The organism is Sorangium sp. So ce145, from assembly GCF_051525985.1.
Taxonomy (GTDB): Bacteria; Myxococcota_A; Polyangia; order Polyangiales; family Polyangiaceae; genus Sorangium; species Sorangium cellulosum_B.
This window is the reverse complement of sequence record NZ_CP150315.1, coordinates 8,132,668-8,154,422: the sequence shown is the minus strand read 5'-3', so window position 1 is coordinate 8,154,422 and position 21,755 is coordinate 8,132,668. Positions and strand designations below refer to the sequence as shown.

At 69.8% G+C, this 21,755-nt stretch carries 13 protein-coding genes and 1 riboswitch; of the genes, 7 read left to right on the top strand and 6 right to left on the bottom strand.

Translation table 11 applies throughout. The features are described from left to right. Nucleotides 1–39 precede the first annotated feature (39 nt). The 5 genes from WMF34_RS30035 to WMF34_RS30015 form a co-directional block, all read right to left on the bottom strand. Nucleotides 40–5,505 (bottom strand): AAA family ATPase, encoded by a 5,466-nt coding sequence (locus WMF34_RS30035; RefSeq protein ID WP_437989947.1) that lies wholly within the window; start codon nucleotides 5,503–5,505, stop codon nucleotides 40–42. A gap of 6 nt (nucleotides 5,506–5,511) precedes the next feature. Further along, on the bottom strand, nucleotides 5,512–7,131 hold the full coding sequence (locus tag WMF34_RS30030; RefSeq protein ID WP_437989946.1) for a hypothetical protein: 1,620 nt from the start codon (nucleotides 7,129–7,131) through the stop codon (nucleotides 5,512–5,514). Nucleotides 7,132–7,168: 37 nt separating this feature from the next. Continuing rightward, nucleotides 7,169–8,254: a hypothetical protein gene (locus tag WMF34_RS30025; protein WP_437989945.1), complete on the bottom strand. Its 1,086-nt coding sequence runs from the start codon at nucleotides 8,252–8,254 to the stop codon at nucleotides 7,169–7,171. Nucleotides 8,255–8,342: 88 nt separating this feature from the next. After that, complete coding sequence (locus tag WMF34_RS30020) at nucleotides 8,343–8,879, bottom strand: hypothetical protein (RefSeq protein WP_012238463.1); 537 nt, start codon at nucleotides 8,877–8,879, stop codon at nucleotides 8,343–8,345. Between the two features lie 435 nt (nucleotides 8,880–9,314). After that, complete coding sequence (locus WMF34_RS30015) at nucleotides 9,315–11,267, bottom strand: protein kinase domain-containing protein (RefSeq protein WP_012238462.1); 1,953 nt, start codon at nucleotides 11,265–11,267, stop codon at nucleotides 9,315–9,317. 197 nt (nucleotides 11,268–11,464) lie between these two features. On the opposite strand from WMF34_RS30015, the gene WMF34_RS30010 reads away from it, so the two are divergent. The 7 genes from WMF34_RS30010 to WMF34_RS29980 all read left to right on the top strand — a co-directional run bounded on the left by WMF34_RS30010 (nucleotide 11,465) and on the right by WMF34_RS29980 (nucleotide 20,857). Further along, nucleotides 11,465–13,120, top strand: coding sequence for a sigma 54-interacting transcriptional regulator (locus WMF34_RS30010; protein WP_437989944.1), 1,656 nt, complete (start codon nucleotides 11,465–11,467; stop codon nucleotides 13,118–13,120). 621 nt (nucleotides 13,121–13,741) lie between these two features. Further along, complete coding sequence (locus tag WMF34_RS30005) at nucleotides 13,742–15,181, top strand: pectate lyase family protein (protein WP_437989943.1); 1,440 nt, start codon at nucleotides 13,742–13,744, stop codon at nucleotides 15,179–15,181. Between the two features lie 159 nt (nucleotides 15,182–15,340). Next, nucleotides 15,341–15,409, top strand: a riboswitch (guanidine-III (ykkC-III) riboswitch). Nucleotides 15,410–15,430: 21 nt separating this feature from the next. Next, nucleotides 15,431–15,748, top strand: coding sequence for a quaternary ammonium compound efflux SMR transporter SugE (gene sugE, locus WMF34_RS30000; RefSeq protein ID WP_012238459.1), 318 nt, complete (start codon nucleotides 15,431–15,433; stop codon nucleotides 15,746–15,748). 54 nt (nucleotides 15,749–15,802) lie between these two features. Continuing rightward, entirely contained in the window at nucleotides 15,803–16,828 is a 1,026-nt protein-coding gene (locus WMF34_RS29995; RefSeq protein WP_012238458.1) for a dipeptidase, read from the top strand. Between the two features lie 80 nt (nucleotides 16,829–16,908). Further along, on the top strand, nucleotides 16,909–17,673 hold the full coding sequence (locus WMF34_RS29990) for a class I SAM-dependent methyltransferase (protein ID WP_012238457.1): 765 nt from the start codon (nucleotides 16,909–16,911) through the stop codon (nucleotides 17,671–17,673). 38 nt (nucleotides 17,674–17,711) lie between these two features. Further along, the gene (locus WMF34_RS29985; RefSeq protein WP_437989942.1) at nucleotides 17,712–18,962 is read left to right on the top strand and encodes an NAD(P)/FAD-dependent oxidoreductase; all 1,251 of its coding nucleotides are present in this window, start codon (nucleotides 17,712–17,714) and stop codon (nucleotides 18,960–18,962) included. 107 nt (nucleotides 18,963–19,069) lie between these two features. Beyond that, nucleotides 19,070–20,857, top strand: a complete 1,788-nt coding sequence (locus tag WMF34_RS29980) for a serine/threonine-protein kinase (protein ID WP_437989941.1) — start codon at nucleotides 19,070–19,072, stop codon at nucleotides 20,855–20,857. A 30-nt stretch (nucleotides 20,858–20,887) separates the two neighbouring features. Here WMF34_RS29980 and WMF34_RS29975 read toward each other — a convergent pair whose 3' ends face one another. Further along, the gene (locus tag WMF34_RS29975; RefSeq protein ID WP_437989940.1) at nucleotides 20,888–21,754 is read right to left on the bottom strand and encodes a hypothetical protein; all 867 of its coding nucleotides are present in this window, start codon (nucleotides 21,752–21,754) and stop codon (nucleotides 20,888–20,890) included. Between the last annotated feature and the right edge of the window lies 1 nt (nucleotide 21,755).

Below are 21,755 nucleotides of genomic sequence, written 5' to 3'. Positions count from 1 at the left end.
CGCCGGCCGCGATCGCGCCGCCGGCGGCGAAAGCCCTGGTCAGTTCCGGTGTCTGCTCAGCGGATCGACCGCGACGTCATCCACCGGCGCGGCCGCGGACGGGCGGGACGCGGGGCTGCGCATCGGCAGCTCCACGATGAACTCCGCGTGGCGCCCCTTCTCGGTGCTCCCGAGCCGGATCACGCCTCCATGGCCGTGACGCACGATCTCGTAGCAGATGGAGAGCCCTAGCCCGGTGCCCTGCCCGTTGGGCTTGGTCGTGAAGAAGGGGTCGAAGATCCTCTCGCGGATGAGCTCCGGTATCCCGGTGCCGTTGTCCCAGATCCGGATCTCGGCGATCGACCCGACCCGGCGTGTCGACACCCGGACGCGAGGCGGCTCCGCCGCGGCGCCGCCCTCCGCCCGCACCCGCTCACCCACGGAGTAGAGCGCGTTGTTGACCAGGTTGATGATCACGCGAGCGAGCTCCTGATCCATCACCTCGACCGGCGGGAGCGAAGCGTCGAACTCCTTCTCGACCACCACGTCCAGGGCGGGCGCCGCAGCGAGCTTGCCGACCATCGCGAGCTCGACCGACTTCTCGACGAGCGCGTTCAAATTCACCGGCTCTCGGACGCCCGACAGGACACGGGAGTGCAGCAGCATGTTGTTCACGATGGCGTTCGCGCGCTTGCCGTGCTCCGCGATCTTGTTCGCGTTGATCCTCAGCATCGGGAGCACCTCCCTGATCTTCGCCATGACCTCGCCGGTGCGCGGGCCGTCGAGATGGAGCTCGGTCGAGAGGCCGACGAGCTCATCCGAGAATCGAACGGACAGCTCAGCGAAGTTGTTGACGAAATTGAGCGGGTTCTTGAGCTCGTGAGCGACTCCCGCGGTGAGGTTGCCGAGCGACGCCATCTTCTCCGCCTGGATCAGCTGCTGCTGGGTCTGCTGGAGGTGCTCGAGCGTCGACGCCAGCGCGATGTTCTTGCGCTTGAGCTCTTCGGTCCGCTCCTCGACCTTCCGCTCGAGATCGTTGTAGAGCCGCGCGTTCTCGATCGAGATCGCGACCTGCGACGAGAGCAGCCGGAGCACCTTCAGCCGATCCGAGGTGAAGGTGTCGGTGATGAGGTTGTTCTCGAGATACAGCACACCGACGAGCTGTCCCTGATGAACGAGCGGGGCACAGAGCACCGATCTCGGCTGGCAACGCACGACGTAGGGGTCGCTGACCAGCCGCTCATCCCGCGCCGCGTCGCGCAGCACGACGCTCTCCCGCGTCCTGGCGACGTAGTTCACCAGCGCGTGCGGGAGATCCGGGCTCTGATCCATCGGTATCGACTGCAGCACGGTGACCTCGCCGGACGCGATCGTCCCCTTGGCCTCGATGACGAGCTGGCCCGCTTCCTTGATGAGGAGGACGCCCTTCTCCGCGCCCGCGTTCTCGAGCATGATCTGCATGATCCTGTCCAGGAGCCGACCGAGCATGATCTCGCTGGAGAGCACCTGGGACGCCTTGACGACCGTGGTCAAGTCGAGGTCCTGGGGCGTCGGCGACACCGGCACGGCGGCGCCGCTCTGATGCTTCACCTGCGCCGGAGACGACCGCATGAGGAGCACGGGATACTGCTCGTCGAGCGCGCGGACCTTGGTGTGCGCGCCCCAGGTGAGGTAGCAGCCGCGCGCCTCCTGGAGGTACGCGCCGGCCAGCTGCGGTTTGCCCCTGCTCAGATGGAACAGCGCCGCGCGCTCGCACGCCAAAGCCACCTCGTGGAGGTACTCGCTCTTCCGCGCGGCGGAGATCGCGTCGTCGTAGAGCCTCGCCGCCTGCCTGGATCGGCCCTCCACGCGCGCCTCCTCGGCCAGCACCAGCGCATACTTATGGCGGGCGTTCACCGCGCTGTGCTCGGCCCACTTGTGCAAGATCCGCTTTGCCTTGTCGATCGCGCCGCGCAGGCGGCGCCTGTCCGCGCCGTCCGCGTCCGGAACCAGCGAGAGCGCCGCGAGCGCCCGGTAAAACGCGTGGTGCGGAACGAACGCCGAGCTCGGGTCCAGCATGTCCTTGTAGGCCTCGAGCCGTGACGCGATCTCCACCACCTCGTCATAACGCTCGAACAGGTAGCCGATCTGGAGCGCCAGCAGCAGGTGCTGCGCGCGCTGCATGTCCTCGGTGACGTACGCGTCCGGCTCGAGCGAGTGCTCCTTCGAGCGCAGCGCGGAGGGGTCGGCGTCCTGCAGCTCTCGCGTCCAGCGCAGGGTGATCTGCATGCACTGGATCACCTTCTGGGCGTCGGTCCGCCGTCCGAACTCGAGATACCGGCGAGCCTGCGCGGCCACCTCGGCGATCGGGGTGTCGACCAGAGAGGTCCAGTAGATGTTCAGGCACATGCAGTACGACGCCTGCACCAGGTTGCCGGAGTCGACGGCGCACTGGATCGCCTCCGCGAGCAGATCCAGCGCCTCGCGCAGGTGGGACGAGAACACCTCCAGGAAGCTCGCGATGACGAAGAGCGTCCTGCACGTCACCGATGGATCATTGAACTTGCGCGCCAGGACCAGGGCGAGCTTGCCGTACGCCGCGCCCGTCTTGGGATCGCGGAACACCGAGCTGTTGAACATGCCGAAGCAGGCGAACGCGAACGAGGAGGCCTCGGTGTTGCCGTAGGTGAGCGACAGCTGCACGAGCTTGAGGATGATGAGCCCGATGAGCTGCTCGCGCTGCAGCAGGTAGGCAGGGAACCAGAGGGTGATGAGCAGACCCATCGCCGCCCGGATCTCCGGCGTCATGCGGTCCGGCAGCTCGCTGAGCTCGCTGATCTGCCTGCCCCGCAGCTTCCATCGAACCTGGGCGAGCTCGAGCAGCACCTCACCCATGTGCGGCTTGGACGACAGCCGTATGCCGAGCAGCTGCAGCGCGAGCAAGCCGGTCTCCACGGCCTGCTCGTACTGGCACAGGTGCAGGAGCTGCGTCACACGGGCGGTGTGCACGGCGACCCGCTCGTCGTCTGCGCGGGCGTTGCGGAGCAGGAGCGCGAACCTCTCATCGGCGTCCGCGAAGCGGGTCATGAGATAGTCGCACTCGGCCCTCTCGAGGTGCAGCGCGAACGTCAGCTCATGACAGCGGCTCCACCCCTCCGCCCCGACGAGCTCGGTGCCGGCGGCGAGGTAGCGCAGCGCCGGTTCGTAGGCAGCGGAAGCCTTTGCCTTGCGACCGGCGGTGAGATCGAGCTGCGCGATCTCCTGGCGCTCCGTCGCGTCGCGCACCACCTCGGCGCCGGCGTTCAGGTGATTGACCACCTCGAAGAGCCGCTCGGCGACGCGCTCGGCCGGGAGGCGCTGCCGGAGGAGGCGGCCGATGTCGAGGTGGGTCTTCTTCCGGTCCTGGTCGGGGATGAGCGAATAGGCTGCCTGCTGCACGCGGTCGTGCAGGAACTCGTACGGGACGGCGAGCTCCTCCAGCGACGCATCGAAGGGATCTCCCGGCTCGGCGCCGAGGAGCAGCTTGTACGACTGATCCGTGGGCAGGATGAGGCCCGCTTGCACGGCCTCCCACAGGGCGTCGGCCGTCTCCCGCGGAGAGCGCTCGTACACGATGGACAGGATGTTCGAGTCGAAGCGGCTCCCGACGCAGGCCGCCAGCTTCACCGCGCTCTGCGCCGCGAGCGGGAGCCTCTGCAGCTTGCCGACCAGGAGGTCGACCACGTTGTCCGTGACCCCGACGGACCTGAGCTGATCCATGTCCCAGCGCCACGCGCCCACGCCGCGCTCGTCCGAGAGCGCCGGGTCGAACACGAGCAGCCGCTCTTGATGGAGCGTCTTCAAGAACTCCATGACGAAGAACGGATTGCCGTGGGTCTTGCTGGCCAGGAGCGACGCGAGCGGCCCGGCGCGCTCCGCCGTGCACGAGAGGACGTCGACGAGCCACCCCGTGAGATCGTCCTGGGAGAGCGGCGCCAGCGCGAGGTGGGTGACCCTCGTCGCCTCCAGCTGGAGGCGCTCGAACGCGCGGCCCAGCGGGTGCCCGTCCGTGACCTCGTTGTCTCGGTACGCGCCGATCAGCAGCAGGTAGCCGCTGGCCGGGTTGGCGCTCAGGTACCGGAGCAGATCCAGGGACGCGGCGTCGGCCCACTGCAGGTCGTCGAGGAAGAGCACGAGGAGGTGCTCCCTCTGGGCGAAGGCCTGAATGAAGCTCTGGAAGACCTGACGAAACCGGTTCTGAGACTCCGCTGGGCCGAGCTGGGGCACGGCCGGCTGCTGGCCGAGGACCAGCTCGAGCTCCGGGATCACGTCGACGATGATCTGGCCGTTGGGGCCCAGCGCGCGTCCGAGCCGCGCCCTCCAGACAGAGAGCCGCGCCTCGTCCTCGGCGAGCAGCTGGCGGATGCTCTGCCGGAACGCCTCGATGAGGGAGCTGTAAGGTAGACCCCGGTTGAACTGATCGAACTTGCCGGAGAGGAAGCTGCCGGTCTGGCCGACGACGAGCCTGTGGAGCTCGTTGACCAGCGTCGATTTACCGACGCCGGAATAGCCATGGACGAGCACGATCTCGGTGGCGCCTCGGGCGACGCGCTCGAAGGCGCCCGTGAGGGCGGCGATCTCCGCGTCGCGCCCGTAGAGCTTCTGCGGGAACTGCAGCCTCTCCGAGCGATCCTGCCTTCCTGTCGGAAACGGCGCTATCTCGCCGGCGGAGCTCCACTCGGCGAGGCAGGTCTCGAGGTCGATGCGCAGCCCGCGCGCGCTCTGGTAACGGTCCTCGGCCGCCTTGGCCAGCAAGCGCATGACGACGCTCGACAGCGCGGCAGGCACCCCCGGCCGCACCTCCTCCGGCGGCGTCGGCCGCCGGGCGATGTGACAGTGCACGAGCTCGAGCAGATCGGTGGCCAGGAACGGCGGCCGGCCGGTGAGCATCTGGTACAGCGTCGCCCCGAGCGAGTAGAAATCCGTGCGATGGTCCAGGGCCCGGTTCATCCGGCCGGTCTGCTCGGGTGACATGTAGGCCAGGGGCCCCTCGATCCGGGCGACGCTCTCGATCGTCTGGCTCTCGCGAGGCAGCCGGGAAGCGATGCTGAAATCCGTGAGCTTGGCGCGGCCGGTCTCCCGGTCGAACAGGATGCTTCCCGGATGGATGTTCTTGTGGGTGATCTCCCGCTCATTCAGGGCTTCGAGCGCTCGGCAGAGCTGGATCGCGACGCGGAGGAGCAGCTCGATGTCCAGCCCTTCGGCAGGGATGGCGGCGTGCAGCGGCTCACCCGCGAAATCCTCGAGGACGAGCACCGGCACGCCCTGGTGCTTCTCCAGCCGCTGTACCTTCAGGATGTACGGGCTGTCGAGCATCTGGGCGAGCTGGTGCTCGTGCTTGATGCGCGTGATGTCGAGCAGGGTCGGGTAAGCGACGTGGAGCGCCTTGATCAGCGCTGGCTGCCCGTCGGCGGATCGGATGGCCCGATAGGTGGCAGTCCGCGTCTCTTCGACGACGGTCGCGGTCACATCGTAGCCCAGGAGGATCTGCATGAGCTCGCCCTTCACGTGCAGCTACTTCCGCTGCTTCGGCTGAGCGTCGGCCGCGGCCGCGCTCGTCATTCCATGGGCCTGCCTGTCGCCCGCCGGGGCGGCCTTCGGCCTGGCCTTCGTCGCATAGCTCCACAAGAAATCACCGCTGCCGCGCTCTCCCCACGTGATCTTGCCCTGCGACCTTTCCCTGGCGATGTGCGCGCCGGAGTGGCAGCCCATGCAGCTCGACGTGTGGAACATCCGGGTCGTCTCGGGGCGCAGAGCGCGGTTCACGTCGGCAGCGACCGTGTTGCCTTTCTGCATGTATGTCTCCAGGACCGTGTTCACGAGGTAAGGTCGGTACGGCCGGCCGCCGGACTCGTTCGCGACGGCGTCGGGGAGCCTGTCCGACGGCGACGGCTCGCCCCCGCCGTCCGTCGGCCACTGCGTGCCGACGAGCTCGTAGAACTGCAGGGCAGAGCGGTTCTTCTTGAGCTGCGCCTGGACCTCGCTGTTCAGGGCGGCTGTGTCCTCCCGGATCGGCTGCTGCCGGTGCACCTGCGTGCGGCTGACCCACGGCCCCTCCGAGGGCGGCCAGACGCGCTCATCCGGCGGCTCATTGACAGGGCACAGCGGGCAATCCGGATCGTTGAACGAGGGCTTGAGCGGTTTGCCATTGTGCGTCTCGAGCGGGTTGACATCGACGTTGTCGATGTGCTCGAACGCAGCCCAGACCCATTGCTTCTTGGCCGAGAGCGTCTTGATCATGACGTTCGCGCCCACGAGGCCGAACGTCCGCAGCGACGGGGATGCGCCCGCGCGGACGTACGCCTTCCGGAGGATGAAGCGCCCCTCGAGGTGACTCTCGCTCTCGTCCAGCAGCTTCCACGCGAGCTTGAGCGCGATCGAGGGCGTCTGATCCGCGTTCTGCGGGTTGCCCCAGGGCGCGTCGGGGTTGGTGCAGTCCTCCTCGGGGGTGGCGCAGTATTCCGCGCTGTAGGCGATCTGTCCATCGATGCTGTACAGCGCGTTGTCGTTGAGGTACTTGAACAAACGCTCGCTGTACAGCACCTCGTAATACACCTTGTTGCCGTTCTGGTCCCAGAGGATGAACGAATCGGCCTGTCTGTCGTCCTGTAGCGTGCGGGAGGCATGGATCGGGAAGCTCGCGTCCGGAGCGCTCCGCTTGGCCTGCTGCTCGGCAGGGTTCCATGCGTCGGGTGCGCCTCCGCCCGGCTTGAAGACGTCGTAACTGGTCTTCCAGGTATCCCACCCATGGGCGCCATCGTCCGCAAGGCGAGGCCGCGCGCGGCCGTCCTTGGTCACCGGCCATGCCATCGCGATGAAGGACTGCCATGCCAGGATGTCGTATAGACGGTTGCCTTCTGCGTATTTCCCCCTCCCTATGGTGCTTTTTTGCAGCTCGGGATCGATGTCTCGGGGGAGGGCCGAGCACAGCTTGTCGGTGAAGCTCGGGAACTTGCTCCACAGCTCCGTCCGGCATGTCTCGTCGTCAACCGGCGAGGACGCGCCCGTGTTCTCGGGAGGGGAGGGCGGGGGAGAGGGCCTCTTCAGGTGGGCTGTCGCGGTGCACGACAGGTGTGCCGCGCTCGCCAGGATCATCAAAGCCGATCTGTAGATGGAGGACGAAGGGCGTTTCATGGTGCGACGCTCCAGAGTACAGCGTGTGTGTCGGTTCTCAGGCGAGGGAGAAGCAACGTAAGACACCAAGGTAGGCTTTGGCCGACAGAGCTCGATCCGGGCCGAGGACGATCTTCAGGTCGATCCAGCGGCGCACGCGGGACGGCCATTCGCCCTCCCGGCAGCGCTCGCGCGAGGACCCGGGCCACGCGGTGAGCGCGTCGCGCTGCGAGGGCGTGCAGAGGCCGAGCGACGAGAGCCGCTCGAGCGTCGCGCTCCGGCCCGGGTCCAGCCTCCGGGTCGCGAGATCGAAGAGCTCGATCCCGAGCCGAGGAGCGACGCTGTCTCCGATGGTGACGTCGATCGTGACGCGCTCGTCATCGACGCGCAACGCTCCCAGCAGCTCCTCCACCTCACCGGGTTTGCCCGGCCAGCCCACCCCGAGCAGGTAGCCGATGAGCCGGTCGCGCGGCAGCGAGACGTTGAGCTTGAGCGTCACAGGCTGCCTGGCGCTCATGACGGACAGATGAACGGCGTGGCCGCCGTCCGGCAACAGGGAGAATCCGCGGAGCAGCGCGGCCAGGGTCGCCGCCGGGACAGGCCCGTCGAGGAGCACGGAGAGGGCCGCCTCAACGAGCCGGAGCCGGCCGCTCGGGCTGAAGTCGCGCTCTGCCTCCGGGGCCTCCAGGTTCGTGAGGGGCCTCGGATCCAGGCAGAGGAGCACGGACGGCTCGACAGGACCACGGCGCGCGGCCGGCTGATCGAACTCGAACCAGAGCAGGGGAACCTGCTCGAACAGGAGGGTGCCGGGCGTGGTCCACGCGGCGAGGAGACGCCCTGGAGGGCCCCGGAGCGGATCGGCGCCCTCCGCCGGCGGAGCGCCGCCGGGGGCGACCGGATCTTCGCGGCGCGAGCGCGGGAGCCGAGACGCGAGGACCTCTCTCCCTTCCGCCAGAATACAGGCAAGAAGGTCGACCCGCGCAGCGGTCGCCCCCAGATGACATTCGAGGGTCAGGACGGAGGCGGCGTCCAGCAGGGCCGGGGCGCAGCGGCCGAAGGCGCGCCAATCTCGCGGTGACACGAGCGCCGGCGGGACATGAGGCTCGACGAGCTCCAGCGTCTTCTCCATCGACCGAACGATCATGCAGCGACCTCTCGTCCTGCCGGGCCTTGCCCGCGGATGACCACCGACCGCCGCGGTCGGCCTTCGCGCAGCGCCCGAGGCTACCCGCTCACCAGGCCTTGTACCAGGCGTCGCCATTGAGCTCGGGAACGGCGAGATCCAGCAGGGCCTCGAGCGAACCGTCGTCGGACGGGCCTCTCGCGATGTGGCTGTCGAGCTTCTTCTTCTGCCGCTCGCTCAGCTTGAACTCGCTCATCAGCGAGCTCCTGGATTCGCTCTTGTGCGCTTCATCGTCGGGGTGGAAGCGATTGTAGACCTCCGCGGTGTGCACGAGATGATAGAGGAAGGACAGGAGACCCGGCTTGCGTGCCACGCCGCTCGCCGACGGGGCGGGCGCCTCGCCGCTCGTGTTCTTGAAGAGTCTCTCGTTGACCTCATCCTTCGTGAGGTAGAGGACGTTCGCGACGCAGTCGTCGTCGGGGTGCCCCATGTCGCCGCACTTGTTGAACACCTTCTTCTCGGTAGCGCTCAGGCGAAAGTCCTTCAGCACTTTGTTCTTGTCCGAGTTCACGCTGAGGCCCGTGTACCTCAGGTGATAAAGCAATGACAGGACGCCGGGCGGATATTTCGTTGTCTCTGTGGGCATCGTCGTTATTTCCTCGCGTGCTGGTTTTGAATGGCGCTTCGCGCGTCGCAGCAGGTGCGCGCGGTCCGGTGAATCGCGTGCTCTGCGAGCTCTCAGGGGCCGTCGTTCGCTGGAAAGAATCGCCTGCTCCAAGCCGCTCGATCCGGTCAAGAAAGACGTTCGGGGTGGAGCCGAACCGTCTGCGAATGGGAATTGCACGGCGCGTACCAGCCGTGGGTGCATGTCCTCCGCCCGGCCGACGTGCGGGGATGCGGGCGTTTCCAGGCCGGGAGGAGACGGCGGCCGCGGGCGTTCCGTCGAGCGCGTGCGGCAACCTGCCGGCCGACGTGTCGGCCGACGTGTCGGCGGGCGTGCCGGCCGAGGCCTCGGCGCCGTGCCGGTGCCGCGCAGGCGGACAGGCCGGCGCCGTGCGGCGCCCTGCCCGCCGACACGATGTCAGCGCGACGCCAACGCCGGCCTGGTCTCCAGGGAGATCTGGACCGTCTGCTCCCCCTCGAGCAGCGGCCGCGTCACGTCGCGCCCCGCCACCCTGTAGACGGTCGTCGATTCGCCCCTGGGCCAGATGCTCCGCGCGCCGGCGCTCTCGAACTTGAACTCCTGCCGGGCGGCCCGGCAGACCGCCTCGTCGACGAGGATCTCCCCGGACAGCGCTGCGCGCGCGAGGTGGGAGGCGGCGTTTACGGCCTGACCGAGCACCGTGTAGCCGAGCCGCGCGCACGCGTGCGAGCCGACCTCCGCCGCCAGGACGCTGCCGGTCGAGACGCCCGCGCATACCCCGTGAGCGTAAGGCGAATCGTTCCCCGTACGCCGAGCGACCGTCGCGAGCTGCTCCCGTACGGCGATGCATGCCGAGAGCGCCCGGTCGAGGTGCTCCGGCCCGTGGAACACCGCCATGACGGCGTCGCCCATGAATTTGTCCACGATGCCTCCCTGCGCCAGGAGCTCCGGGACGATCACCTCGAAGTTGGCGTTGAGCAGCCGCGTGGCCTCGGCGGGCGGCCTCTCCTGCGCCACGCGGGTGAACCGGAAGACATCGATGAACGCGACGGTCGCCTCGAGCGCCTCGCTCGCGGCTGCGCCCGCGGGCCCGAGCGCCCGGAGCCGCTCCACCAGGGCCGCGTTCGTGAACTTCCGCAGGATATCGTTCTCCTCGTTCGCCTGGGCTTTCTGTCGCTGCTGCTCCGCGGAGCGGAGGGACTTCTCCAGCGTGGTCTCGAGGTCGGCGAAATCGAGCGGCTTGAAGAGGAAGTCGAACGCCCCACGGTTCATGGCGCGACGGATGTTGGTCATGTCGCCGTACGCGGACACGATCACCGTTCTCGCGAGCGGGTTCACCTCGGGGATGCGCTCGAGCAGGGTGATCCCGTCCATGACCGGCATGTTGATGTCGGCGACGACGACATCGATGTCCGGGTGTCGCCGGAGCTCCTCGATGGCGTGCTGGCCGTTGTCGGCGAAGATGAGCTCGTAGGCGGAGCTCTTCTTGTTCTGCCGAAAATGCATCTTCAGCAGGAGCTGCATGTCGGGCTCGTCGTCGACGATGAGGATCTTGGCGGGCTTGCTCCCCGCGTCGCACACCGCGGCGAACGCCGTGATGAGCTCGCGGGACGACTGGAATCTCCGGGTCCGGTCCTTTGCCAGCGCGCGCTCGAAGAATCGATCGAACCCGGGGAGCAAGGTGGCGTCGAGCGACGACGGCGGCGGGAACGGATCGGCGCAGATGCTGATGATGAGCCCTGCCAGATCTTCTGTCGAGAACGGAAAGCGGCCTGTGAGCGCGCGGTATGCGATGACGCCGAGCGACCAGAGATCGGCCAGGGGGTGGGGAACGGCGCCGCGGACCTGCTCCGGGCTCATGTACGCGGGGGTTCCGATGCGCGTGCCGCTCCAGTCACGCGCATCGAACAGCCGCCACCCCACCCCGAAGTCGAGGATCTTCACGGACTCGCCGGACGCGCCCCGGGCGAGGAAGATGTTCGCGGGCTTGAGATCACAGTGGACGATGCCTGCCGCGCTCGCCGCCTCGAGGCCCGAGCTGAGCTGCCGGAGCAATGAAAGCACGGCCGCCGCCGGCAGCTGGCGCGTGCGGCGGAGCCGGCTCTCGAGGTCTTCGCCCTCGAGCAGCTCCATGACGAGATAGGGAGAACCCTCATCGATTCCGTAGTCGTGCACTTGGACGATGTGCTCGTTACGGAGACGGGCGACGGTCGTCGCCTCCTGCTCGAAGCTGCGCCTCGCGTCGAATGAGACGACGTTCTCGGGCATCATCCGCTTCAGCGCCACCGGCCGGCGGAGCATCTGATCGAAGGCCTCCCAGACGATGCCCATGCCGCCGCGGCCGATCTCACGCCGGAGCGCGTATCTCCCGCCGACCGTTTGGCCCTTCACAAAGGAAAATTAGTACGCGCGAGCGCACATCGTGTCAACTGGCATTACGGTGTCCGCGCCCAGGCGACGTTGGCACAGAGGGGCGCCAAAGCGGATCGGTGTGTTCGAATGTGCGTGTCGCGCATGGGCAGGAGGCGCCGAACGCCGGCTCCGCTGAGCTTGCAAGTCTTTTCGGTGGGCGCGTATCCTCCCACCCCATGGTGACCGAGCGAACAGGGCTCACCACGATCGCGAACGCGACGACGCTGCACCCCGACACGAGCCCCTCACGGCGGGCATGCACACGCCTCGCTCCGTCCCTGTCCGTCCTCTACCATCCTCGTCTCGAGCGCATCGGTGAGCGCGCCGTTCTCGCGGACCTCGCGCTTCGCGATGCGGTCGCGCTGTCGCGAATGGAGCCGTACTTCGGTCCACCGGGTGCGATCGGCGATGCGCCGCTCGGGGATACCCACCTGAGCCGCAAACCCCTGCGCATCATCGCGCTGCCCGACGACCGGATCCGGCTGGACGCGGCGGAGCGCGGCTCCCACGTCGCGGTGGATGGCGCCCCGCTGGAGGGGAGCCGCGATTTCTCGCTCGGCGAGGTGACGCGGGGGGTCGTCATCGAGCTCGCCAGTCGCGTCGTCCTGCTGCTCCACATGGTCGATCCGTCCCCGCGCGAGCCGGGGGAGCGCCTCGGCCTGGTGGGCGATAGCGACCTTCTGGGGCGGACGCGGTGGCATATCCGCCGCGTCGCCGACCTCGGAACTGCGGTGCTCCTCCGCGGCGAGACGGGCACGGGAAAGGAGCTCGTCGCGAGGGCGATCCACCAGGCCGGCAGCCGGCGCAATCAGCCCTTCGTGGCCGTCAACATGGCGGCGATCCCTCCGTTGCTGGCGGCCGCGGAGCTCTTCGGCGCCGAGCGCGGATCGTATACCGGCGCCCTGCGCGACCGTCCCGGTTACTTCGGCTCGGCCGAGGGAGGGACGCTCTTCCTCGACGAGATCGGCGAGGCGCCGCCCGACGTGCAGGCGATGCTCCTCAGGGCCCTCGAGACGGGCGAGATCCAGGCGGTGGGCGCCCAGCAGCCGAAGAAGACGCGCATTCGGCTGATCACCGCCACGGACGCCGATCTGGAGGCCAAGGTGGCCGAGGGGGCTTTTCGCGCGCCGCTGCTCCACCGCCTGGCCGGTTATGAGATCGCGCTCCCTCCGCTCCGCGATCGCCGAGACGATCTCGGGCGCCTGCTCCTTCACTTCCTGCGCGAGGAGCTGGCGGCCTCGGGCGACGCGCATCGGCTCGACGCGCCGCGGCCCGACGGCGCCCCGTGGTTGCCAGCGTCCGTGGTGGCCCGGCTCGCGCGGTACGACTGGCCGGGGAACATCCGCCAGCTCCGGAACGTGGCGCGGCAGCTCGTCGTGGGGAGCCAGGGCGCGGCGCGCCTGGAGGGGGCGCCGGCGCTCGAGCACCTGCTCCAGCGGGCAGCCCCGGCGCAGCGGAGCCACGCCGACGGCGATCGCGCGGCCGCGGCGAGATCGGCGCGGCCGGAGACCGCCACGGCGGCGCGGGCGAGCTCGGGGAAGGGCGCCGGCTGGCGCAAGCCCTCCGACGTGCGGGAAGAGGAGCTGATCGACGCGCTCCGCCGGAGCCGGTGGGATTTCAAGGCCGCCGCCGAGCAGCTCGGGATCTCGCGGACATCGCTCTATGCGCTCGTGGAGAGCTGCCCGCAGGTCCGCCAGGCGAGCCACCTCGCGCCGGACGAGGTCGCCCGCTGCTACGCGGAGTGCGGTGGGCACATCGACGCGATGGTGGAGCGCCTCATGGTCTCCAAGCGGGCGCTTCAGCGCAGGATCCGTGAGTTGCGTCTGGCATAGTCGACCCGGAGCCGGAACGAGAGAGCCGGATCGAGAGGCGGTCCGCGCGCCAAGGGAGACGTGAAAGAGACGTGAGGCCGAGGTGGCGCGACCTCGAGGCGTTCGCGCTGGCCTTCGACAGCGACCTGGCGCCGATCGTCGGCCAGCAGGCACGCTGACCCGGAACAACGCCGCGGCGTTCGGCCCGCGCATCGATCTCTTGATGTCACGCGCCGACGCCGGCGAGTGAGATCTCCTTCTCGGCGCGCCCGCCGGGTGAGCGCGTCTCGGGACGTCATGAGCCCGCTCGTGCGCTGCTCGTGCAGGATAACCAGCATCGCTTCATCTGGCGATATGGAATTTAAGATCGATTTTGATGTGCCCTGTCGCACAGATTGGCAATTGATGATTGCCATCAGCGAATCGAGTCCTGTAGGGTCACCACAGTACGGCTTGCGGTTAAGAGCGCCGGTCAAGACCTCCTGCGCCAGGCAGCCGAGGGCGGGCCCATCGCGTCGCTGCTCCGCGTCGCCCTGCTTCATCAGGGCAACTCGTCGCGCCCAGCGCCGCGCCCACCCTGGGCTTCCTTGCTCGATCCGGTCTTGTTCGGCGCCTGATACGTACGAAAGGGGAACGAGACACATGGCATTCCTTCCTACTTGTTCTTTCATTGGCGCACAGGGGATCCGCCGCTTCGGCTGCGCGATCGCCGCGGTTTCTGCGCTCACGGCGATATCGGCTCCAGCCAGCGCGCTCCCGTCGTTTCCGGGGGCAGAGGGCTTTGGCGCCGTCGCGACCGGCGGGCGCGGCGGGCGCGTCATCAAGGTCACCAACCTGCGCACGAGCGGGTCGGGGAGCCTCCAGGCGGCCCTCGACGCGAGCGGGCCTCGCATCATCGTCTTCGACGTGAGCGGCGTGATCGAAGGGGATGTCGTCATCCGGAACGGCGACGTGACGATCGCCGGCCAGACGGCCCCCGGCGCGGGCATCACCATCCGCGGTCGCTTGACCGCCAGGTACTCCACCGCGGTCAACAACATCATTGTACGGTTCTTGCGAGTCCGGCCCGTGCACAACGGCTCGGCCGGAGAGCAGTTCGACGCGACGCAGATCTCGCGGAACTCGAAGGTGATGCTCGATCACATGTCGATCGCCTGGGGCGTCGACGAGACCGTGGACCTCTATGAGGCAGATGACGTCACGGTCCAGTGGTCCACCATCGAATCGTCGGCGACCACGGGGCATCCAGAGGGGATGCATAATTACGGTCTCATCAACGGCCCTGATGGCCACCGGATCACGCTCCACCACAACCTGTTCGCCCATCACAAGGCGCGTTGCCCCGCGGTCGCGAACGGCCCGGCCGACATCCGCAACAACGTGGCCTACAACGTGAGGCACGGGTTCGTGCATCACAACCCGGCGAGAGGCCAGTTCAACATCGTGGGCAACACCTACATCAAGGGGCCGAGCGATCAGCTGATCCCGTTCTACTTCGACGGCAGCGCCGGCGCGGGGCTCAAGTACTTCCTCGGCGACAACTACATCGATGATCCCGGGAAGTTCACGGGCACCGTCGAGAACCCCTGGAAGCAGCCGTACCTCCACCCGAGCTTCAGCAAGCTCAACAAGTCCGAGTCGTACCGCTCGGCGACGCAGTTCAATTTCACGCGGGATGTCCCGGGGTACATCCCGGTGACGACGCAACGCGCGCAGGACGCGGCTCGGCTCGTCGTCGCGCAGGCGGGCTCGCTGCCGCGCGACGTGGTGACGAAGGGCGTCTTCAAGAACATGGAGCGCCGCGACGGCTCGTGGGGCGCCCGCTACGTGAGCAACCTGATGGACGGGCTCAGCCCGGGGACGGCCCCCGCGGACGCCGACCGCGACGGCATGGCGGACGCGTGGGAGCGGGCGCGCGGCCTCAGCTCATCGAATGCGAACGATCACTCCAAGGTGATGCCGTCCGGATACACCGCGATCGAGGAGTACATCAACGAGCTCGCCGCCGCGCTGATCAGCAAGGCGGCGGGCAGCTCGTCGATGCTCCCGGACGAGGGGGAAATCGAGGCGCAGATCGAGTAGCGAGCTCCGGGAGCGCGCGATCGAGGGGGCGCGGCGTGGTCCAGCACCCCGCGCCGCTCCGCCCAGCGGAGCGGGAGCGGCGGCGACGGTGCGGCCTCGCGACGCGGCGCGGCGCCGGCCTGCCTGTTGCGCAGGCCGGCGCCGCTGCTAGGTTCCCCCGCGGCGCTCCTTCAGACAGAGCGTCCCGGACGAGACGCGCCGTACCCGGTCAGGATAAGACGACGCAGCCGCATCACGAGGAGAGTCGTCATGTCCTGGCTGGCGTTGCTCCTGGCAGGCCTGCTCGAGGTCTGCTGGGCTATCGGTCTCAAATACACACACGGCTTCACGCGCCCGCTGCCAACGGCGCTCACGGTCGGCGCGATCATCACGAGCATCGCGCTCCTCGAGATCGCCTCGCGGACCTTGCCCATCGGCACGGCGTACGCCGTCTGGGTCGGCATCGGCGCGTTCGGGGCGGCGATCGCGGGCATCCTCCTGTTCGGCGAGCCCGCCACGGCCGCGAGGCTCGGTTTCCTCGCGCTGCTCGTCGTGTCCATCCTCGGCCTCAAGCTGGCGAGCCCCTGAGCCCTCGTCGCCCGGCGCGCGACCGGCCGCCTCGGGTCGACTAGCCTTCCCTCCATGCACGGAACACCCGAAGCCCGCGCCCTGCACGCGCAGTACCCCGCCATCGATCTCCACGCCGACAGCCTCATGTGGGCGCGCTGGGTCGGTTACGATCTGCAGGAGCGGCACGAGCCGCCGCTGCCGCTCGCGGCCCTCGGCGGGCACGTCGACGTCCCGCGGCTCCGCGAGGGCGGCGTCGGCGCGCAGTTCTTCGGGCTGGTCTCGCTGCCCATCGGGCAGCGGCGCGGGCTCGCCGCCGTCGTCGAGGAGCAGATCGATCTCCTGGAGCAGGCCGTCCGCGCGCGGCCCGGCCGCCTCGTGAAGGCGCTCACGGCCGAGGACATCGAGGCGGCGAGGGCCCGCGGCGCCGTCGCGGCGCTGCTCGGCGTCGAGGGGGCGCACGCGCTCGAAGGCGATCTCGACACCCTCGCTCGCTTCGCGCGGCGCGGCGTGCGCTACCTCGGGCTCTGCCACTTCACCGCCAACGAGGCGTGTTATCCCGCCTACGGCAGCGGCCGCAGGGATGGCGAAGGCCTCACCGCCTTCGGCCGCGAGGTCGTGCGCCTCGCCGAGGACCTCGGCGTCATCGTCGATCTCGCGCACATCAACCGGGCAGGCTTCCTCGATGCATGCGCGCTCGCTCGCCGCCCACCCATGGTCAGCCACACGGGTATCGCCGGCGCGTTCGAGCACTGGCGCAACATCGATGACGATCAGCTCCGCGCGCTCGCCGATCGCGGCGGGTGCGCGGGGATCATCTTTTGTCCGCTTTATCTAGGCGGAAACGGGCTCGCGCCCGTCGTCAAGCACCTCGTGCACATCATCAACGTTGCCGGCGAGGACACGCCAGCGCTCGGATCCGATTGGGACGGTTTCATCATCCCCACACGTGATCTGCGTGATGCGGCCCATCTTCCGCTCTTGACGGATGCGCTGCTGCGAGCTGGCTTGAGCGAGCGTGTGATCGCCAAGGTGCTTCGAGAGAACGTGATGCGGATTTTGAGCGACAACCCGCTTCCAACGCGGCTCCCGGTTGCGTAGCCTCTCTCGACGGGCCGTCGGGGTGGGTGGTCCCTCCGGCGCTGCGCGAGATCCTCCTTAACGCGGAGCGGATGCAGGCCATGACTCTCCATCGCCTCGCTGCACAGGGCTACGCGACTGCAGCGGATGCTTACGAGAAGGGGCGCCCGGACTACCCGCGCGGCGCGATCGAGCTGCTGCGCGACACGCTCCGCATCGACGCGACGAGCACGGTGCTCGATCTCGGCGCCGGCACCGGCAAGCTCACGCGCCTCCTGGTGCCCACGGGCGCGCGGCTGCTCGCGCTCGAGCCGGTCGAGGGGATGCGCCGCAAGCTGGGCCAGATGGTCCCGTCCGCCATCCCGCTCGATGGGGTCGCCGAGGCCATCCCCTTGCCCGAGGCATCGGTCGACGCCGCGGTCGCCGCGCAGTCGTTCCACTGGTTTCACGGTGATCTCGCGCTCGCCGAGATCCACCGCGTGCTCCGGCCGAGAGGGCGCCTCTCCCTGCTCTTCAACCTGCGCGACGAGCGCGTCGACTGGGTCGCCCGCATCTCCCGCATCCTCGACCGCCACGGCCGGGATGCTCCGATACACAGGTTCGGCGCCTGGCGCCGGACGTTCTCCGATTCCCGCCTCTTCGCGCCGCTCGGAGAGCACGAGTTCACCCATACGCAGGAGCTCGACCTCGATGGGCTGCTCGAGCGCGTCGCGTCGATCAGCTACATCTCGGCGCTCCCCCTGCAGGAGCGTTATGCGGTCCTGAACGAGATCCGCGAGCTGGCCGCGAGCCACCCGGACCTCGCGGGGAAGAGCGTGTACCTCTTCCCCTACCGGACGCTGGTGCCCCTGTACGAGCGGCGGTGAGCCCGCCGACGGGGGCGCCGTGCTAGAGCGGCCCCCGCATGGCGGCGCATGAAGTCGTGATCGTCGGAGGCGGGCCGGCGGGCGTGAGCACGGCGCTCTTCCTCGCCCACCATCGCCCGGCCCTCGCCGACAGGATCGTGGTGCTCGAAAAGGAGCGCTACCCGCGGGACAAGTCCTGCGCGGGCGGCCTCGGCGAGCGAGCGGACAGGGCGCTCTCGTCGATCGGGGTGACGATCGACGTGCCCTCGGTCGTGGTGCACGGCATCAGCGCGGCCTTCCAGGCCGGCGAGGTCGCGCTCCGCGAGGGCAACATCGGCCGCGTCGTCCGGCGCGCCGAGTTCGATCGCGCGCTCGCGCTCGCCGCGCGGGCGCGGGGCGTCCGGATCGTGGAGGGGGCGCGGGTGACCGGCGCCGCGCTGAGCGAGGACGGCGCCCGCGTCGAGAGCTCGGCCGGGGTGTTCGACGGCCGCGTCGTCGTCGGCGCGGACGGCGTCGGCAGCGTCGTTCGCCGCGCGATGGGGCTGCCGTTCGGCAAGCTGCGCGCGCAGGCCGTCGAGGTCGACACCGAGCCCGTCGCGGGGGACCGGGCGCGCGACCTCCTGCACTTCGAGATGCGGGACCGCTCGTTCGCCGGCTACTTGTGGGACTTCCCCACGCTCGTCGACGGGCGCGAGCTCGTCTGCCGGGGGGCCTACGTGCTGCACGAGGGCGCGCTCGGCGTGGCGCGCCCCGCGCCCGACGCCGAGCGCGTGCTCCGGAGCAGGCTCGAGGCGCTCGGCCTCGACCCGGACCGCTACCGGCGAAAGCGCTTCGCCGAGCGAGGCCTCGACCGGCGGGCCGTGATCGCGCGGCCCGCCGCCCTGCTCGTCGGCGAGGCCGCGGGCATCGATCCGATGCTGGGCGAGGGGATCGCCCAGGCGATCGCGTACGGGGCCCTCGCGGGCGAGTACCTCGCCGAGAAGCTCGAGGCGCGCGATCTCGGGTTCCACGACTGGGGCCGGTGCGTCGACCGATCGCTGCTGGGCCTCGACCTGCGCTTCCGGCGCCGGGTGATGCGCGCCTTCTACGGCGCGCCGCGGGAGCGCGTCGAGCGTTACCTCCTCGGCGAGCCGTCGTTCCTGCGCTTCGGCGTCCGGCACTTCGCCGGCAGAGCCCAGCCGGCGCGCGACGCGCTCCGCGCCGCGGCGACGGGCGCGCTCGTCGCGGGCCGGATCGGGATCGAGCGCCTCGTCGCGTCGCTCCCGCCGCGCGCGCGCAGCGCGGGCAGCGCCGACGGCGCGCCCGCCTGACGAGGCGGCGAGGCGGCGAGGTGCACCGTGCGCGGCGCGCGCGCCGTGCGCGCCGCGCCCGTGAGCCCCGACACCCCCGCGACGCCACCATGCTAGCATCGCCCGCCATGGTCGCGCCGTTCCAGCCGGCGGTCGGGATGCTCTTCGGAGAGTTCCGGATCGTTCGGCCCCTCAGCGCCGGGGGCATGGGCGCCGTGTACATCGCCGAGCAGGCGAGCACTGGCAAGCTGCGGGCCCTCAAGCTCATGCACCCGCAGCTCTGCGCGGACGCCCGGCTGCGCGAGCGCTTCGAGCAGGAGGCGCGCGTCGGCGCGCTGGTGGAGAGCGATCACGTCGTGCAGGTGATCGGCGCCGGCGTGGACGCGGCCAGCGGCGTGCCCTGGCTCGCGATGGAGCTGCTCGAGGGGGAGGACCTCTCGCAGCGGATGAGGCGCAGCGGGCTGCTCTCGGCGCAGGACGTGCACGAGATCTTCCGGCAGCTCTGCCACGCGCTCGGCGCCGCCCACCGCGCGGGCGTGGTCCACCGGGACATGAAGCCGCAGAACGTGTTCCTCGCGAAGACGCAGAGCGCGACGGCGCGCTGGTCGGTCAAGGTCCTCGACTTCGGCATCGCGAAGATCGCCGCGGAGGCGAGCACGATGGCGACCGCGTCGCTCGGCACGCCCCTCTGGATGGCGCCCGAGCAGTCCGACCCGCGCGGGCAGATCTCGCCGGCGACCGACGTGTGGGCGCTCGGGCTGATCGCGTTCGCGCTGCTCACCGGGCGCATGTACTGGCGCGCAGCGAACGACCCGATGGGCACCGCGATGCCGGTGCTGCTCCGCGAGATCCTCTTCGAGCCGATCGACCCGGCGTCGGTGCGCGCGACCGCGCTGGGGCGCGCCGGCTGCATCGTGCACCCGTTCGACGCCTGGTTCGCGCGCTGCGTCGCGCGGGAGCCGTCGCAGCGCTTCCAGACGGCGCAGGAGGCCTTCGACGCGCTCGGCCCGGCGCTGTTCGTCGACCCGCGCAGCGTGCGCGCCGCCGGCGGCGCGATCTCGGTGGTGCCGTTCAGCGCCGCGGCGGCGCTCACCCCGGCGGGGGCTGCCTCGCGCCTGTCGATGAGCGGACCGACCGAGATGGCCTCGGACGCGCGGCGCGCATCGTCGTCGCCCGCCGGCGCGGGCGCATCGTCGTCGCCCGCCGGCGCGGGCGCATCGTCGTCACCCGTCAGCGCGCGCCCCCAGGTGACGCCCGCGCCCGTCCTGGCGAACAGCGCGCCACCGGAGGCCCCTCCCAGGCCCGCGCGGCGGGGGCCGCTGCTCCTCGCGTGCGGCCTGGCCGGCGGCCTCGCGATGGCGGCGATCGCCTTTTACGCCGGCCGCGCGCAGAGCGACGTCCGGCTGGTGCAGCGCCTGCCGGTGCCGGCGCACCCGACGGTGGTCAGCCCGGGCCGCGGCGGCGAGGCGCGCTCGCCGGCGCGGGCGGGCGACGCGAACGACACGAGCGGCGCGGGCGAGCGGCAGCCGTCGCCTGGCCCTCGCGACGCTCCGGCGCCGGCGCCCGCGCCGAGGTCCCCGCGCCCCACGCGCGAAGGCACCGCGCCGGCGGCGACGGCGAGGGCGGCGGCGCAGCCGAGCGCGGCGAGGCCGTTCGATCGCGGCGCGGCCCACGCGGCGCTGCAAGCGAAGGGCGCCGCCGCGCGGATCCACTGCAAGGGCAAGGCGGGGCCGAAGGTGGTGACGGCGCGGGTGTTCTTCAACCCCGCGGGCGCCGTGCAGCGCATCGCGATCGATCCGCAGGTCGCGATGACCCCGGCCGGGAGCTGCGTGCAGATGCTGCTCGGCTCCGCGCGGGTCCCGGCGTTCGACGGGAGCGAGCTCCAGGACGTCACGACAGCGGTCGGGATCGAGTGATCGCCGCGGGTGAGCGCGCCGCCGGCCCCGTCACGGGTCGACGGAGACGCACTCGCCCTCGCCGCGGAAGTGCCCGATCGTGCGCGAGAGCGCCGCGACGAACGCCCCGAGATCATTGATGTTCCCGGCGCTTCCAGTCCCGTAGGTGCCCTCCTCGATCTCGACGAGGCGCACCGCGCCGAGCTCCTCCAGGGTGACGGCCCCGTCGTCGTCGGCGTCCGCGGCGGCGATGGGCGCGAACCGGCGCGCGGCGGTCGCGGCCTGGAGGTCGTCGTAGAAGAAGTGGTCGCCGTGGATGGTGAGCTCCACGTCGTCGGTGCCGCCGTTCGTCACGAGGACGCCCTCGGTCTCCTTGCCGGCCTTGTCGCCCTTGCAGCCGGCGTAGCGCGTCGCGAGCGAGAAGGTCCAGTCGAGGCGCTTCTCGACCTCGCCGCCGTCGTCGCTCTTCCGCGCGATCGCCTCGATGTGCACGGACGCTCCCGCCGCGAGCATGAGCGCCTTGTCCTCCTCCGTCGCGCCATCGAGCGCGGTGTCCGCGTCCACCGGGCCGATCTCGTAGGAGACGGCCTCCCAGGGCTTCGCCTCGAGGTCGTCGAAGGTCACCACCGGCTTCGCGCCGGCCTTCGTGTGGTCGAACAGGATCGAGCCCTGCATGCGCGCTCCGACGTTCCCCTCGCGATCGGCGACGGTGACGTTCCGGACGACGAACAGGAACTTCTCGTACTGGATGCTCCAGCCGTCCGCGAGATCGGCGGCCGGGATCTCCTGCTCGATGTAGTCCTCTCCCCACGTCGAGAACGCCACGCTCCCGGTCCCCGACGCGCCGTCGTCGCCGCAGCCGGCGAGCGCCGCCGCGGCGAGCGCCCCCGCCACCCACAGTCGTTTCGTGATCCTCATC

What these genes read in the sequence shown, in the direction of transcription:
- WMF34_RS30030 (WP_437989946.1), bottom strand. Translation starts at nt 7,131, where the DNA reads ATGAAACGCCCTTCGTCCTCCATCTACAGATCGGCTTTGATGATCCTG.
- WMF34_RS30025 (WP_437989945.1), bottom strand. Translation starts at nt 8,254, where the DNA reads ATGATCGTTCGGTCGATGGAGAAGACGCTGGAGCTCGTCGAGCCTCAT.
- WMF34_RS30020 (WP_012238463.1), bottom strand. Translation starts at nt 8,879, where the DNA reads ATGCCCACAGAGACAACGAAATATCCGCCCGGCGTCCTGTCATTGCTT.
- WMF34_RS30010 (WP_437989944.1), top strand. Translation starts at nt 11,465, where the DNA reads ATGGTGACCGAGCGAACAGGGCTCACCACGATCGCGAACGCGACGACG.
- WMF34_RS30005 (WP_437989943.1), top strand. Translation starts at nt 13,742, where the DNA reads ATGGCATTCCTTCCTACTTGTTCTTTCATTGGCGCACAGGGGATCCGC.
- sugE (WP_012238459.1), top strand. Translation starts at nt 15,431, where the DNA reads ATGTCCTGGCTGGCGTTGCTCCTGGCAGGCCTGCTCGAGGTCTGCTGG.
- WMF34_RS29995 (WP_012238458.1), top strand. Translation starts at nt 15,803, where the DNA reads ATGCACGGAACACCCGAAGCCCGCGCCCTGCACGCGCAGTACCCCGCC.
- WMF34_RS29990 (WP_012238457.1), top strand. Translation starts at nt 16,909, where the DNA reads ATGACTCTCCATCGCCTCGCTGCACAGGGCTACGCGACTGCAGCGGAT.
- WMF34_RS29985 (WP_437989942.1), top strand. Translation starts at nt 17,712, where the DNA reads ATGGCGGCGCATGAAGTCGTGATCGTCGGAGGCGGGCCGGCGGGCGTG.
- WMF34_RS29980 (WP_437989941.1), top strand. Translation starts at nt 19,070, where the DNA reads ATGGTCGCGCCGTTCCAGCCGGCGGTCGGGATGCTCTTCGGAGAGTTC.
- WMF34_RS29975 (WP_437989940.1), bottom strand. Translation starts at nt 21,754, where the DNA reads ATGAGGATCACGAAACGACTGTGGGTGGCGGGGGCGCTCGCCGCGGCG.